This window comes from Pantoea sp. ACRSB, from assembly GCF_022346905.1.
GTDB classification, from domain to species: domain Bacteria; phylum Pseudomonadota; class Gammaproteobacteria; order Enterobacterales; family Enterobacteriaceae; genus Pantoea; species Pantoea piersonii.
This window is the reverse complement of record NZ_JAKRNL010000005.1, coordinates 110,599-125,722: the sequence shown is the minus strand read 5'-3', so window position 1 is coordinate 125,722 and position 15,124 is coordinate 110,599. Positions and strand designations below refer to the sequence as shown.

Annotated in this window: 10 protein-coding genes; 2 read left to right on the top strand and 8 right to left on the bottom strand. The window is 59.1% G+C overall.

Features of this window, described 5'->3' with window-relative positions; genetic code table 11:
• Window positions 1–10: 10 nt before the first annotated feature.
• Entirely contained in the window at window positions 11–484 is a 474-nt protein-coding gene (locus MHZ89_RS15840; protein WP_311783819.1) for a YjiG family protein, read from the bottom strand.
• Window positions 474–1,145 carry a nucleoside recognition domain-containing protein gene (locus MHZ89_RS15835; protein WP_311783818.1) on the bottom strand — a complete coding sequence of 224 codons (672 nt, stop codon included), beginning with the start codon at window positions 1,143–1,145 and terminating at the stop codon, window positions 474–476. The genes MHZ89_RS15840 and MHZ89_RS15835 overlap by 11 nt, the downstream gene beginning before the upstream one ends.
• A 443-nt stretch (window positions 1,146–1,588) precedes the next feature.
• On the opposite strand from MHZ89_RS15835, the gene ftnA reads away from it, so the two are divergent.
• Window positions 1,589–2,101 (top strand): non-heme ferritin, encoded by a 513-nt coding sequence (ftnA, locus tag MHZ89_RS15830; protein ID WP_311783817.1) that lies wholly within the window; start codon window positions 1,589–1,591, stop codon window positions 2,099–2,101.
• Window positions 2,102–2,212: 111 nt separating this feature from the next.
• Here ftnA and MHZ89_RS15825 read toward each other — a convergent pair whose 3' ends face one another.
• Both MHZ89_RS15825 and MHZ89_RS15820 read right to left on the bottom strand, forming a co-directional pair.
• Window positions 2,213–4,573 carry a glycoside hydrolase family 31 protein gene (locus MHZ89_RS15825; RefSeq protein WP_311783816.1) on the bottom strand — a complete coding sequence of 787 codons (2,361 nt, stop codon included), beginning with the start codon at window positions 4,571–4,573 and terminating at the stop codon, window positions 2,213–2,215.
• Between the two features lie 10 nt (window positions 4,574–4,583).
• Window positions 4,584–5,894 (bottom strand): MFS transporter, encoded by a 1,311-nt coding sequence (locus MHZ89_RS15820; RefSeq protein ID WP_311783815.1) that lies wholly within the window; start codon window positions 5,892–5,894, stop codon window positions 4,584–4,586.
• Window positions 5,895–6,132: 238 nt separating this feature from the next.
• On the opposite strand from MHZ89_RS15820, the gene MHZ89_RS15815 reads away from it, so the two are divergent.
• Window positions 6,133–7,197, top strand: coding sequence for a LacI family DNA-binding transcriptional regulator (locus tag MHZ89_RS15815; protein ID WP_120454721.1), 1,065 nt, complete (start codon window positions 6,133–6,135; stop codon window positions 7,195–7,197).
• Here MHZ89_RS15815 and MHZ89_RS15810 read toward each other — a convergent pair.
• From MHZ89_RS15810 to MHZ89_RS15795, 4 genes are all read right to left on the bottom strand, one after another.
• On the bottom strand, window positions 7,194–10,055 hold the full coding sequence (locus MHZ89_RS15810) for a bifunctional diguanylate cyclase/phosphodiesterase (protein WP_311783814.1): 2,862 nt from the start codon (window positions 10,053–10,055) through the stop codon (window positions 7,194–7,196). The genes MHZ89_RS15815 and MHZ89_RS15810 overlap by 4 nt on opposite strands.
• 301 nt (window positions 10,056–10,356) lie before the next feature.
• Window positions 10,357–12,081, bottom strand: coding sequence for a lysophospholipid acyltransferase family protein (locus tag MHZ89_RS15805; protein ID WP_311783813.1), 1,725 nt, complete (start codon window positions 12,079–12,081; stop codon window positions 10,357–10,359).
• Between the two features lie 73 nt (window positions 12,082–12,154).
• Entirely contained in the window at window positions 12,155–12,796 is a 642-nt protein-coding gene (locus MHZ89_RS15800; RefSeq protein WP_311783812.1) for a cupin domain-containing protein, read from the bottom strand.
• A gap of 148 nt (window positions 12,797–12,944) precedes the next feature.
• The gene (locus MHZ89_RS15795; protein WP_311783811.1) at window positions 12,945–15,068 is read right to left on the bottom strand and encodes an EAL domain-containing protein; all 2,124 of its coding nucleotides are present in this window, start codon (window positions 15,066–15,068) and stop codon (window positions 12,945–12,947) included.
• Between the last annotated feature and the right edge of the window lie 56 nt (window positions 15,069–15,124).

Below are 15,124 nucleotides of genomic sequence, written 5' to 3'. Positions count from 1 at the left end.
CGCTTCTCTCCTAGATAAAAAGACGCATAACGAACATCGCGATCGCCGCATTGATAACGCTCACCAGCATCAGCAGCGGCCAGTATTTTTTTGGCACATCGGCCACGCCCAGCAGACGTCCCATGTACTGCAGCTGCGATCCCATCAGGAAAATCGCAGGCGCGAGGATAGTAATGTCCGCGCCGGTCAACACCCCTTTAGCCAGCAGGCTCACCGCTACTCCCGTACCGGCCGAGGAGGAGAGCCAGGCGGTCAGCAACACGGTAATGGCTTCGCCCGGCAGGCCGAACAGGCCCATTACCGGCGCGAAAACGTTGCCGAGAAACGGCATGATGCCGAGCAGGTTGAGCACTTCCGCCAGCACATAAGCCATCACCACATTAGGCATCAGGTTATGGATAGCGATGTGGAAACCCTTGCGCGCGCCGGTAACGAAAATATCAAAGGGATTCTGGCTGACTTTAACCGCGCCGTTATTTTCCATGGTCGAAATCCTTTTTATAAACACTGTTTAACACACAACGCGTCAACGCCGCACCGACAAATTTAAGAACGAACATTAACGCGAGCGGAATAATAATTGGCAGCGTCATTGAGGCGAATAATGCCGATCCGATGGCGAAATAGTTATTGATTAATCCCGCGCCGGAATATTGCCAGGCGCTCATCACCACAATATCTTTTTTAGTGACCTGGCCGCGGTCATACATCTCTTTCGTCAGCGCCGCGCCCGCGTCAGTGCTCTGCAGGTCGGTGATCAACGCCAGCCCGCAGCGTCCCGGCAGCCCCATCAACGGCCGCAGTAGCGGCGTCAGCAGCTTATGCGCCGCGCGCATCGCGCCGTAGTGGGTGAAAATCTCCAGCACACCCAGCGCCAGCATCACGGTCGGCGTCAGCGAGAGCGCGAACAGAAAGCCCGCTTTGGCGCTCAGCCCGCCCGCGCCGAGGAAGGTGTTGCTGGCGGGATCTTTCATGGTGCCGAAGCTGCCGCCCAGCGTGGTAAAGTCAAAGGCCCCCAGCCAGCGAAAGCCGTCGATCTTGTAGAGCAATCCTGAAAAAAAGAGCACCGCGACAAACAGCGCCAGATAACTTCCTTTACTGGCTGAGACGCGCTCGCTTCTCAGCGCTATTTTTTCGTCAGACATGATTATTCCCGCGAAGTCGTTTATTGGTTGCAATATATGGAACTCTGGTAGCTGCAGGTTTTATGCCAACCGCCGTAAAAGCTCTCTTTTGAAAATAAAGTTTTTCTCTCCCTGCGTTTTGAATAAATAATTGATTAAATCTGCGCCGGTTTATATTTCTCAGCGAGCTAATGAGGCAGCGAATATCTTTCTGTTTTTGTAACCGGCCGGCAATGCAGGCGGCGTTGCACCGAGAGTGTGCAGATGCGCCGCGCCAGGCGAGCGCGACGGGAAACGTACCGCAGAATGATAATCGCTCGTATTCAAATAACTAAATAATTCTATTTAAATCAATCGGATAAAATGTAATTTTTTAGTAAAAAGCTATCTTTTGCCCGGTCTCATGGTGCATAATTCACCACTTCTCCCCTGCTAATTATTTTGCCTCTTTAAAGGAATCGACCATGCTGACTGCTGAAATGACTTCGCGTCTTAACGATCAACTTAACCTCGAATTTTTCTCCGCTAATCTCTATTTACAGATGAGCGCGTGGTGCAGCGATAAAGGTCTGGAAGGCGCAGCGGCATTTCTGAAAGAGCACTCCCGTGAAGAGATGGAGCACATGCAGCGCCTGTTTGAATACCTGAGCGATACGGGCGCTATGCCGGTGCTGGGCACCATCGCCGCGCCGCCGGTCGCCTATAACTCGCTGCCGGAACTGCTGGAGCAGGCGCTGGATCATGAAAAGCTGATTACCCGCAAAATTAACGAGCTGGCGCATGCGGCTATTACGTCGCTCGACTACTCCACCTTTAACTTCCTGCAGTGGTATGTTGCTGAGCAGCATGAAGAAGAGAAGCTATTCAAAACCGTACTGGATAAGCTGGCGCTGGTAGGCAACAAAGGCGAAGGCCTGTTCCTGGTCGACAAAGATCTGGGACGTATGAATACGGAAAGCCACGGCGCTAACAGCTAAGGTGCCTGTGCGGGCCGAACGGCCCGACCGTGAAGTCGCTTAAGGCATCTGTGCTCACCCGGCCCGCGCCATCCCTGGTGCGGGCCGTTTTGCTTTGCGGGGCGCTGCGCCTTACAGGCTGAACCGCGCCGTTTGCTCGCCGTTGATCCATAGCTCACGCGTCTCGCCAGCGGGCAGTAACACCTCAATTTCACGCCACGCGGGTTGATAATCGCCGCGCTTCTCCAGCGTCAGCTCAAGGCGTTCGCGACTGCTCTGCAGCGTCCAGCGCATCCAGAGCGCATTGCCCTGCTGCCAGCCGTGGCTTTCGCCGTCGTCATCGAAAAACTCGCCCTCCGTGTGCGCCTCGCCTGGCACAGGCCACAGCTGAAGCTCGCGCACCCTGTCGAGCCGCGCATCGGTCGTGGTTTCGCAGCGTCCCAGCGGAATGGCGGAACCGGCGCGCGCCAGCAGCGGCAAGCGGTCAAGCGGCGCATCCAGCGTGACGGTTTGTCCGCCCGCCAGCCACTGGCCGCTGTGCCAGTCATACCAGCCGTGGGCGTTGCGCGGCAGATAGACCTCGCGCTCGCGGCTGCCCTCTTCCACCACGCTGGCGACCAGCAGATCGCGACCCAGCAGAAAGTCGTCGTTTTCCCGGTAAGTCTCGCTGTCCTCTTCGTGATCGAGGAAGGTTGGACGCAGCATCGGCTCATCCTGCGTGCTCGCCTGCCACAGCAGCGTGTAGAGGTAGGGCATCAGACGATAGCGCAGACGGATCGCCTCGCGGATCAGCGGCGTCACCTCCGGATACATCCAGGGCTCGTTCACGGTGTGATCGTCGTTCCACGAATGGATGGTAAAGCGCGGATGCATCACGCCGTTCTGCACCCAGCGCACAAACAGCTCGGCGTCCGGCTTGTCGCCAGAGAAGCCGCCCACATCGTGGCCGACGTTGAACAGCCCGGACAGGCTCATGCCCAGCCCCATGCGGATGTTGTAGCGCAGCGTCTGCCAGCTGGTGCGGTTATCACCGCTCCATGTCTGCACGTAGCGCTGCATACCGGCGCAGCCGGAACGGGAGATCAGATAGGGACGCTTCTCCGGCGCGAAGCGCTGCTGCGCCTCCAGCGAGGCGCGCATCATCAGCAGCGGCATCACCGGACGAATATGCTTAATGGCGATACTCTGGCCGAAGCCGTGACAGCGCGCTTCGCCGTCCCAGACTTCATATTCGTTATTGTCATTCCAGGTGGCGTCGATGCCCTTCTCCAGCAGCTGCGTGGTCACGTTCTCCTGCCACCAGCGCACCGCCTGCGGATGAGTAAAGTCGAGGTGCGATCCCTCATCATCCCAGAACACCGAGCGCTCCGGGCGATCCTGCTCCGAGTCGCGAATAAAGAGTCCCTGCGACGCCACTTCCTGATAGCGCGGATGATCCTGCAGCAGACAGGGTTTGATATTGGCCGCCAGCTTCATGCCCGCGGCGTGGAACGCCTCGCTCATGCCGTTGGGATTCGGCACCTTGTCGTAGTTCCAGTTAAAGACATAGCGCTTGTTGTTGATGGAGGTGTAGCCCGACGAAAGCTGGAACGAGTCGCAGGGAATTTCGTGTTCGCGGCAGAGACGGATAAAGCCCTGTAGCTGCTGCTGCGCGTCGGGCGCGTCGGTGTAGTGCATGGTCGAACCGCTGTAGCCCAGGCTCCACTTCGGCTGGAAAATAGTGCGGCCGGTCAGGCGCACAAAAGCCTGCGTCACATCCAGCAGCTTCGGCCCCAGCATCATGTAGTAGTCGAGATCGCCCGCTTCGGCGCGGTAGCGTCGATACGGCAGGTGATAATTGTCCAGCTCGTTGCCGAGATCGAGCCAGCTGCTGCTCAGGTTGTCGTAAAACAGACCGAAGCTTACGCCGTCGCGCTGCGTCAGGGTAAAAGGAATGTGCTTATAGAGCGGATCGGTGCTGGCGGCGTTATAGCCCATGGCGTCAAGGTTACGCATCTCAAAGCGACGACCGCTGCGGTTCAGATCGCCCGTTTTTTCACCGAGGCCGTAGACGCGATCCTGCGGCTGGCGGCGCTGATAGTGCTCTACGCCGTCGCCGTGTGCGTTCAGCAGATAGGCGCCGGTATGGCGATCGGCCGCCAGCGGCTGCCACTGCCCCTGATGAAAATGATCCCAGCTCAGACAAAGCGGATGATGCACCGTCACGCGTAAACGGTCAGTGCTGATACGCAGCTGGTTCTCCTCATGCTCCAGCTGAAACGCGGGCAGCGTAAAGCCGTCGAGGGATTCTCGATCGCGCCCTTCCCAGGGCACATCGTCACCCGGCGCGATGCTCCAGGTGCGGTTTAGCGCCAGCTTGCCTTCGCGCTTCAGCAGCACGCGTATCAGACCCGGTTCCAGCACGTACAGCCGCAGCAGATGCCGGTTATCCACTTTCAGCTCGACAAAATGATCCGCTTGCTGACTCAGCGTCCAGTTCTTCAGGGTTTTCATCAAAGTGTCCTTATTGTTCAGCGCTGCGCTGACGACGTTCGGCGATAAACATCACCAGGAAAATCGCGCCCACCAGGTCGAAAAAGCCCATGGCGATAAACAGCGGGTTAAAACCAATGGTGTCGGCAGTCACGCCGATAATCAGAGAGAAGATAAAGCTGGCGATCCAGGCGCAGGAGCCGCGCATGCCGTTAACCGTCGCCATCTGGCGGCGATCGAAACGCTCCACCACCAGCGCGCTGAGCATGCAGGAGATCACCTGATGGCCGAAGCCGCCGATAGAGATCAGGGCGATCGCCAGATAGGGATCTTTAACGAGTGTCATCAGCGCCAGCGAGATCATCAGCACCGCGCCGGTGATCGAACTGGCGACGATAGAGTTGACGCGCGTCAGGCCGAACCACTTCACGTAAATTTTGGTCAGATAGCCACTGGCGACGCTGCCGAGATCGGCGGCCAGAAACGGCAGCCAGGCGAACATCACAATCTGCTTGAGATCCATGCCGCGCTCGTTAGCCAGATAGAGCGGCACCCAGAAGCTGAGCACCGCCCAGGCAGGTTCGGCGAGAAACGCCGGTATAGCGATGCCGTAGAACTTTTTCTCTTTTCCGATGGTTTTCAGCGCCTGAAAGAACGGCAGCTTCTCGCCCACGGCTTCGTTGTCCTGGGTGATCCAGGCGCGCTCTTCATCAGAGAGGCGGCCATGTTTTTCCGGCGACTGATAGCCCCACCACCAGAGACCGACCCACAGCAGCCCCAGCCCGCCGGTCAGCAGAAAGGCGCCCTGCCAGCCAAAAGAGATATGCGCCACATAGATAATCGGCGGCGCCAGCATCGCCCCGACCGAAAAGCCAACGCCCGCCCAGCCTGCGGCGACCGGACGCTCTTTTTTCGGGAACCAGTCGCCAATCGCCTTGGCGTTAGCAGGCGTCGCCGCCGCCTCCGACGCGCCCATCACAAAGCGCAGCAGCGCCAGATGCAGCCAGCTGCCTGCGCCAGCATGCAGCAGACAGGTTACCGACCAGACAAGCGCGCAGACCAGGAAGCCCATCTTCAGGCCGATCAGGTCAATCAGCCAGCCGCAGAGCGGCTGAAACAGGGTATAGGCGAGCTGAAACGCCGCGACGACCCATGAATAGTGCTCGGTGCTCATATTCAGGCTGGTTTTCAGCTCCGGCGCCAGAATGCCGAGCGAATTGCGCGTCACGTAATTAACGGTCACGCCCAGTAAAAACAGTCCCAGCATCCACCAGCGCAGATTTTTGATGGTGCGCATCGTACGCGTCGCGCCGATAGGCTTAGTTGTAGATTCAAGGCTCATTTGTCAGCTCCTGTGCAGGCTTTTAACGGCCAGATTGATCCTTCACACCGCCCTCTGGCGTACCGCGTGAACCTGTCTGGCACCTTAAAAAAGCGCGAAACGTCGGTATAGCCTCTTTTTTGCAACTTTTTTCATGGCAAACTTTCCGGCGCGTTTAAACCACATTACTTGCCTTATCTGACGCGATTCAGCATGCAATGAAAAATTTTTCATTGGCAGATTTGAGGACGATCACAAAATGAAACAAAGGCTGAAAATCAGCGAAATTGCGGCGCTCAGCGGCGTGTCGATCAGCACCGTTTCGCGCGTGCTGGCGGGCAAAGCCAATACCCGCGCCAGCACGCGCGACAAGGTGCTGGCGGTGGCGCAGCAGCAGGGAGTGCTGGATAACCTGCACAGCGGCCGTCTGCTGCTGAATAATCTGATGGTGTTTGCGCCGCCGCGCGCCTTCGACGTGCGCAGCGATATCTTTTATTACAAGGTTATTCAGGGGATTGCGCAGGCGATCGCCCCGCACGAGGTGCGTTTACGCTACTGCGCGCTGGAAGAGAATGAGAGCGACACGTCGCTGTTTCTGGAGAAGATGCAGCAGACCGACGCCGCGCTGCTGGTGGGTATTGACGACGATCATATCCACCAGCTTGCAGCGGAGATAAACAAGCCGTGTGTGTTGATCAATGCGATGGACCGCCGTATGCGGCTCTCTTCGGTCTCACCGCATCATCAGCTGATAGGCGAAAGCGCCGCGCGCTATCTGTTTGAACAGGGACACCGCCAGATTTTGTCGCTGCACTGCCTGCGCCGCTACACCATGGAGCAGCGTTTACAGGGGGTGCGCGACGCCTGGCACGCCATGAATCTGCGCTTCGACAGCCGCCAGCATCTGCTGACGCTGACCAGCTTCAGCCGTCTTGAGGCGGCGGAAAGGCTGGGTGAATACCTGAAGCACTGCCCGCTCGCCCAGCGGCCGACGGCGATTCTGGCGAGCGGCGACTATATCGCCGCCGGCGCGGTGGAGGCGTTGCAGCAGGCGGGACTGCGCGTGCCGCAGGATGTCTCGGTGATGAGCATGGATGGCTTTAACCTTGCCGCCATCCACGATATTCCGCTGACGTCTGTGCAGGTGCCGCGCGACGAGCTGGGCGCGGAGGCGGTGCGCATCGTGCAGAGCATGCGCCTGAACGCACAGGCGCTGCCCGGCACGCTGCTGCTACACGGCAAACTGGTGGTGCGCGAGTCGGTACGCCGTATTCGCGACAACCCCAGCCACGCGCCGGTACAGCAACACGGCCTCTATGACTAGGCCGGGTTGTTGAGCGCTTTGAGCCGCAGCTCCGACGGCTGCGGGCGACCAAAATAGTAGCCCTGGAACAGCGTACAGCCCTCTTCGCGCAGCTTCGCGAACTGTTCGCTGCTCTCCACCCCTTCGGCGGTGATTTGAATATCGAGGCTGCGGCTCATGCCGGTAATGGCGCGGATAATCGCCAGCGCTTCGCGACTGTCGCCCATATCGCTGATAAAGGATTTATCGATTTTGATTTTATCGAACGGGAAAGAGCGCAGATAGCTGAGAGACGAATAGCCGGTGCCAAAGTCATCCAGCGCAATCTGCACGCCAAGCTTTTTCAGGCTCTCCAGCGTGCGGATATTGCCGAGCGAGTCGTCAAGCAGCACCGACTCGGTGATTTCCACTTCCAGCCGGCCTGGCTCCAGGCCGGAATCGCGCAGCGCAGCCTCCACGACCGATACCAGCGAGCTGTTTTTAAACTGCAGCGGCGAGAGGTTGACCGATACCGTCTGCTTGCCTTCCCAGCTTGTCGCCTCGCGGCAGGCTTCGTAGAGCGCATAAGCACCGAGCATATGGATCAGGCCGCTCTCCTCTGCGATGGGAATAAAGTCGTTCGGCATAATCAGCCCCTTCACCGGATGGTGCCAGCGCATCAACGCCTCGTAGCCGATAATCGACTGCACCGCCTCGCCGTCGGTAATTGGCTGGTAGTAGAGCTTAAGCTGACGTCCGCCAATCGCCTCGCGCAGATCGTTCTCTATCACCCGACGGCTACGCGCCACGTCATCCATCGCCAGCGTAAAATGCTCATAGCGGTTGCGGCCGTTGCGCTTGGCTTCATAGAGCGCCATATCGGCGCAGCGCAGCATCTGCTCCGGCGTATTGGTAATAGCCGCGCTCATGGCGATGCCGACGCTGAGGCCGACGCTCAGGTTATGGCCTTCGACGTTAACCGGCGGACGTATCGCTTCGATCAGGCGTTGGGCAACCAGCGCCGCCTCTTCCGCGTTACTCACGGAAGGCAGGACGATAGCGAACTCGTCGCCGCCGATACGCGCCAGCGTATCGCGATCGCGCAGCGCGGCGCGCAGCCGTTTGGCAACCGCGCGCAGCAGCTCGTCGCCGATCTGGTGGCCAAGCGCATCGTTTACGTTCTTGAAATTGTCGAGATCCAGACAGAGCATGGCGGTCTGTCGGCTGCCCTGCGCATCATGCCGCAGCGCCTCGCTTAGCCGCTGCCGGAACAGAATGCGGTTCGGCAGGCTGGTGAGGTTATCGTGATGCGCCATATGATGGATGCGCGCATCGGCAGCGCGCTGATCGGTGACATCCTCGACGATCAGCATAATGTAGTTCTGGCGCGCATCCTGCCCGGCGATGGTGGTGGCGCGGGTATGCAGGATGCGTTCGCCGCTGGCGGTAAGCAGCAGCTGCTCGCGCTGGTGAATGCCCTCGCTGCGCAGCGCGATATCCGCCAGGCTGTTGAAATAGTCGCTGAGTTCAGCCGACATGCACTCGTGCGGCTTTTTATTGATCAGCAGCGTTTTAGACAGGCCGAACAGCTTTTCCGACCGATCGTTGACCAGCAGGATCTCACGCGTAATGGCGTCTTCTACCACCACGCAGGAGGGAATATTGGCGATGATGTTATCGAGGAATTTCGACAGCGCCGACATTTTAGCGCTCTGCGCTTCGGCCAGGTCTTTGGCGCGCAGCAGCTGCTGTTCCTGCTCGCGGCGCTCGGTAATGTCGCGGGTGATCTTGGCGAAGCCGATCAGCTTTCCTTCATCATTATGGATGGCGTCGATGACCACGTGCGCCCAGAAGGCGCTGCCATCCTTGCGGTAGCGCCAGCCCTCATCCTCGAAGCGGCCGTTCTTCAGCGCGGTCGCCAGATTCGTCTCCGGGGCGCGCTGCAAACGCTCCTGCGCGCTGTAAAACACCGAAAAGTGCTGGCCAACAATCTCTTCGGCGACATAGCCCTTGGCGCGCTGCGCCCCGGCGTTCCAGTTCACTACGCAGCCGTTGATATCCAGCATATAGATGGCGTAATCGGTGACGCCTTCCACCAGCAGGCGGAAGCGCTGCTCCTGCTCGCGCTGCGCGCGCAGCATCGCCTGCTGCTCGGTGCAGTCGCGGGTGATTTTGGCGTAGCCGATAAGCTTGCCGCCGTCGTCGCGTATGGCGTCGATAATGACGTGCGCCCAGAACGCGCTGCCGTCTTTGCGGTAGCGCCAGCCCTCATCTTCGAAACGACCGGTGCGATAGGCTGTCTGGAGGTTTTTTTGCGGAATAAGCGCCTTGCGATCCTGGGCGCTATAGAAGCGGGAGAAGTGCTGGCCAACAATCTCTTCGGCAACATAGCCTTTGGCGCGCTGCGCCCCGGCGTTCCAGTTTACGACCAGCCCGTCGTGATCCAGCATATAAATGGCGTAGTCGGTTACGCCCTCAACCAGCAGGCGGAAACGCGCTTCCTGTTCACGCTCTTTGCGCTGCTGCGCCTGCTGTTCGGTGCAGTCGCGCGTAATCTTGGCGAAGCCGATCAGCTCGCCGTGGGGGTCGCGAATGGCATCGATAACCACATGCGCCCAGAATGCGCTGCCATCTTTACGGTAGCGCCAGCCTTCGGTTTCGAAGCTGCCGGTGCGCGCGGCAGTATCCAGACCGCGCTGCGGCACGCCCTTTTGCCGATCGCTTTCGCTGTAAAACAGTGAGAAATGCTTACCGACGATCTCATCCGGCGTGTAGCCTTTCGCCCGTTGCGCCCCTGCATTCCAGTTAGCGACAGTGCCGTCTGGTTTAAGCATATAGATGGCGTAATCAATCACGCTTTGTACCAGTAACCGATACATAACATCTGCATTTTTATCCATTGTTATTAGCCTGTTGCTGCGCTGCCTGAGGTTGTCCCCAGAAATTAAGAAAGGTCTTAATAAGGCCCCGACTACATCCGAAATGCCCTGTTTTGACAAGCACTAATAAGCGGATGACGAAAGTTAGTAGGTGTTTTATCGGCAGTGGCGAGAAAATGTTCAACTGTAAATAAACTTGTGTAATGGCGGGTTTAAGACGGTAAAGGATAAGCAGGCAAAAGCGAAAATGCACGAAAAGCCCGACCTGGACGGCCGGGCTTAGCGCATAACAAAATCAGTCACCTGTGACGCGCCACAGAGCTTACCCCTCCGATGCCTCTGCCACCACCTTATGTACCGCAATATACCGTTCGTAGCGCGACGCCTTCAGCCGCGTTAAATCCACCAGCACCAGTCCGTCGATGCAGTGATTGAACTCAGGATCGCTGCCGAAATCGATAAACTGCACGCCGCCAGACTCGCACAGCTCCGAATACTGCTTATAGAGCGTAGGAATGGCGCAGCCAAGATTACTCAGCAGCAGCTTGAGCCTGTGCAAATCTTCCTGATAGTCGTCGCCGCTAAACTGCGCCAGCACGTCCGGCAGCGACGCAGGATAGGGCCGGCGCGACGTCGCCAGCGGCAGTTCGGTAGGGAAATAGAGCCGGTAGAAGGCCACCAGCAGATCGCGCGCCGCCAGCGGCATCCCGCCGGAAATAGAGACCGGCCCAAACAGATAGCGCGTCTGGGGATAGCGCGCCAGATAAGCGCCGATGCCGAGCCAGAGGTAATCGAGCCCGCGCTTACCCCAGTAGGCAGGCTGAATAAAGCTGCGTCCCAGCTCGATGCTCTGCTGCAAAATCGGCATCATGCGCTCGTCGTAGTGGAACAGGCTATGGCTGTAAAACCCTTCCAGCCCGCGCCTGGAGAGCTGCTCGTCGCCGGGAATAAAGCGGTAGGCGCCCACGATCTCCAGCTGCGCGTCATCCCACAGGATAAGGTGATAGTAATCGTCGTCGTAATTATCCAGGTCGCGACGGCGGCCACTGCCCTCACCCACCGCGCGAAAGGCGATTTCACGCAGACGCCCCAGCTCGCGCAGCAGCGGCACCCAGGTCGCGCCGTTGCGCCGCCACAGGTAGATCTGCTTGCCGTCGCCGGTGGTGCCGAGATGCTCGCTCGCGCGCAGCGCCCGCTTCAGCTCGGCGCGATCCTCAGCGCGAGCGATCGCTTTTTCGGTCTGGAACAGGCCAGGACGCTGCTGGCCGATGCGATAGAGGTGTTTGCGCAGCCGTTTTGCCAGCGCTTTGCCCGGCGTATGGCCGTCGTGCCAGTGCGCAAAGGGAATTTGCGCGCCGATATGCAGCTTGATGCGCGTGCCGCGCTGGCGAAACATCTCGCGCACCAGCATCAGCAGCGCCAGCGGCTGGGCGATTTTAGCCGCCGCGTAGAAGAGTCCACTGTTGCGCCCGTCGATAAATACCGGCACCAGCGGGGCGCGGGCGCGCGCGGCAAGACGCAGAAAGGTGTGGTGCCAGCGGCCGTCGCGCACGCCGCGGCTGCTGAGGCGTGAAACTTCGCCCGCCGGGAAGATAATCAGCACGCCATCATTGCTGAGGTGCTGCTGCATGCGCTGAAGCTGGTCACGGCTGGTGCGGTTGCCCATATTGTCTACCGGCAGCATCAGGGTATTAAGCGGCTCCACCATCATCAGCATACGGTTGGCGACGATTTTTACGTCGCGCCGCACCTGTGCCACCGCTGACAGCAGCGCCAGACCGTCAAGCGCGCCGAGAGGATGGTTGGCGACGATGACAACTGGCCCACGCGGCGGGATCTGCTCCAGATCGCGTTCGCTCAGCTCGCAGCGCACGTCGAGGTGCTCCAGCACCTGCTCGATCATATCCAGCCCTTTCAGATGGGGATAGCGCGCGGCGAAGCGCTGGAACTCCTCTTCATGCAAGGCCCAGCGCAATACCCGACGCTGCCAGCCAGCGGGGCGAGCCTGTGGCCAGAAGCGTTCGACAACCTGATCGACAGAGAACATAACGCGCCTTTTTTCGACGATGGTGACGCCAAAAATAAGACGAGATGTTTTCAAATTTATGACGCGGCGCGGCTCAGAAATGGTCGGCGATCGGTGTCCAGATATCGGTCATCGCGCCCTCTTTGCCGGTAAAGGGATCGCGCGTCGGCAGCGGCACCTCTTTCACCTGCTGCTGCGCCGCGTGCAGTTTCTCTGGCTCATCGCGCTGCGTCTCCGGCGCAAAGCCCTCCGGATACGCGCCGACTACCATAAAGTCTTCGCTGGCATAGACCTGCTTATGGCCGACGCCCGCCGGGATCAGTACCGCATCGCCCGCGCGCAGCGTTACCATACGGCCCGTTTCACCGCCGAACAGCACTTCCGCCCAGCCCTGCGCCACACCCAGCAGCTCATGCGTATTGGGATGGAAATGCGTGTAGGGAAAGATGTCGTAGCGCCATGAGGGCGGCCAGCCGTTACGCGCGAAGGTCTGTTCAAACCAGCCGGCAAAGTCGGGTTCTTCCTCCTGCTTTTCATTTTGCGCATCATCCTGCATGTCATCCTGCATCTCATTCAGCGCTACGCGCGGCCAGATGATAAGCGGCAGCGGATTGTTCGGCACACCGCCCGATGGGCTGGCGAGCATCAGGTGCTGCGGGTTATTTGACGATCCGGCGGCAAAGGTGCCCGCCGCGAAGGACATCACTAACAACAGACTGGAAGAGGGGGCAGTCATACAGGTTCTCCGGTTAGCTTTCAGCTAAGTGTGGCAAACCTGGCGGCCGTTGCAATGTGCGCACGTCAACAAAAACACCATAAAAGCAGGTATTTGCTAACCAAACACAAATAACAACGCAACAATGCTGTCACTTTGTGCTGCCGGTTTATCCCGGCAGCGCTTCGCAAAGGGTGTGCGGCGACGTGACGCTGTTTTGCTGCTCTGCCAGCGGCGCGAAATCAGGCAGGTCGGCGACTTTCTCCGGCGGCACAGGCTTACCCAGTAAATACCCCTGTAGCGTATTGCAGCCTAAACCGGTTAAAAACGCCTGCTGTTCAGCCGTTTCTACCCCTTCCGCCACCACTTTAAGATCGAGCGACTGCGCCAGCGCGACGATAGCAGAAACGATGGTGGCATCCTCGGAGTGATGCTGTAGCTCATTGACGAACGCCCGGTCGATCTTGAGTTCGCTGGCCGGCAGGCGCTTGAGATAGAGCAGGCTCGAATAGCCGGTGCCGAAGTCGTCAATCGAGGCTTTGACTCCCAGCCGCGTCAGCTCGGTAAGAATACGCACGCTCTCGTCCGGATCGCGCATCGCGGTGGTTTCCGTCACCTCCAGCGTCAGCAGCTCGGGCGGAATATCATGCGTCGCCAGCGCCGCCATCACCGTCCCCACCAGACTGTTCTGCTCAAACTGCAGCGCCGAGAGATTCACCGCCACCGACCAGTTGCTGTGCCCCTGCTGACGCCATTCGTGCAGCTGGCGGCACGCTTCGTTGATCACCCAGCTACCGATATTGACGATCATGCCGGTCTTTTCCGCCAGCGGCAGGAAGATATCGGGCGTCAGCAGGCCACGCGTTGGATGCTGCCAGCGCAGCAGCGCTTCAAAACCGATAATCGGGCCGCGCGGCGCGCAATATTTCGGCTGGTAGAACAGCCGCAGCTCGCCATTTTCCTGCGCGTGCCACAGATCGTTATTAAGCTGCAGCTGAGTCTGCGCCAGCGTGTTCATTGAGGGCTGGAAGAAGTTATGTCCGTTGCGCCCGTTGTTTTTGGTGTGGTACATCGCGGCGTCGGCGTTGAACATCAGTTCACGCTCATCTTTGCCGTCGCCAGGGTAGACCGCGATGCCGATGCTCAGCGACACCATCAGTTCATAGCGGGAGATGGCAAACGGACGCTCGATGGCTTTGACCAGCGTATCCGCCACCGTGGCGGCGTCGTTGGGATCGTTAATTTCAATCAGCAGCACAAACTCATCGCCGCCCATGCGCGCCAGCGTGTAATACCCTTTCATCTGCTCGCTCATGCGCTCGGTGACGGCGATCAGCAGATTATCCCCGACGTGATGGCCGAAGGCGTCGTTTACCGCCTTAAAGCCGTCGAGGTCCATAAACATCAGCGCAAACTGGGTACGCTCGCGGTTGGCTTTATTGATCGCCTGCTCCAGACGATCCTCCAGCAGAATGCGGTTCGGCAGGCGCGTCAGGTTGTCGTGCAGCGCCAGCTGCGCCAGTTCGCGGTTTGCCTCCGCCAGCGAGCGCGCCAGAATCGCGGTGCGCGCCTGCATGCGCGCGTCGAGCATCGACACCAGCAGCGTAATACCGAGGATCGCCAGCGTGACCACCGTCACCAGGATCGCCAGCCAGTTGCTGTTGACGCCCATCTTGATCGTATGGCTGTGCGCCGGAAAGCTCGCCGCCGCCATGCCGGTATAGTGCATGCCCGCGATAGCGAGGCCCATCACCACCGAAGCGCCAAGACGCAGCAGCGTTGTACGGCCGGTCGTGCCGTCGCGCAGGTTAAACGCCAGCCACAGCGCCGCGCCTGACGCCACCAGCGCGATAACCACTGAGAGCGCAATCCAGCTCCAGTTCCAGCTGATGCCGGGTGAAAGCATCAGCGCCGCCATCCCGGTGTAGTGCATCGCCACCACGCCGCTGCCCAGCACCAGCGCGCCGCCCAGCAGTTTTCTCATCGGCAATTCGCCCCGGCAGACCAGCCAGAGCGCAAAGATTGAGGCGATAACGGCGATCGCCATTGAGATGCCGGTGAGCGACGCGTCGTAGCTCATCACCATCTCCATGGTCATAGAGAGCATGCCGATAAAGTGCATCGCCCAGATGCCGACGCCCATGGCGAAGCCCCCGCCAAACAGCCATATCAACGCGACTTTTCCTGTCGAGGTGGCCACGCGGCCCGCCATATCCAGCGCGGTAAAGGACGCCAGCATCGCAACAAGTATGGAAACGATGACGGTAAACGAATCGTATGAGGTCACTAACATAGTGAAGTCCCGTTAAAGCGCAAAAACGCAGCCATGGAGTTGTAATGAAAAAGTCA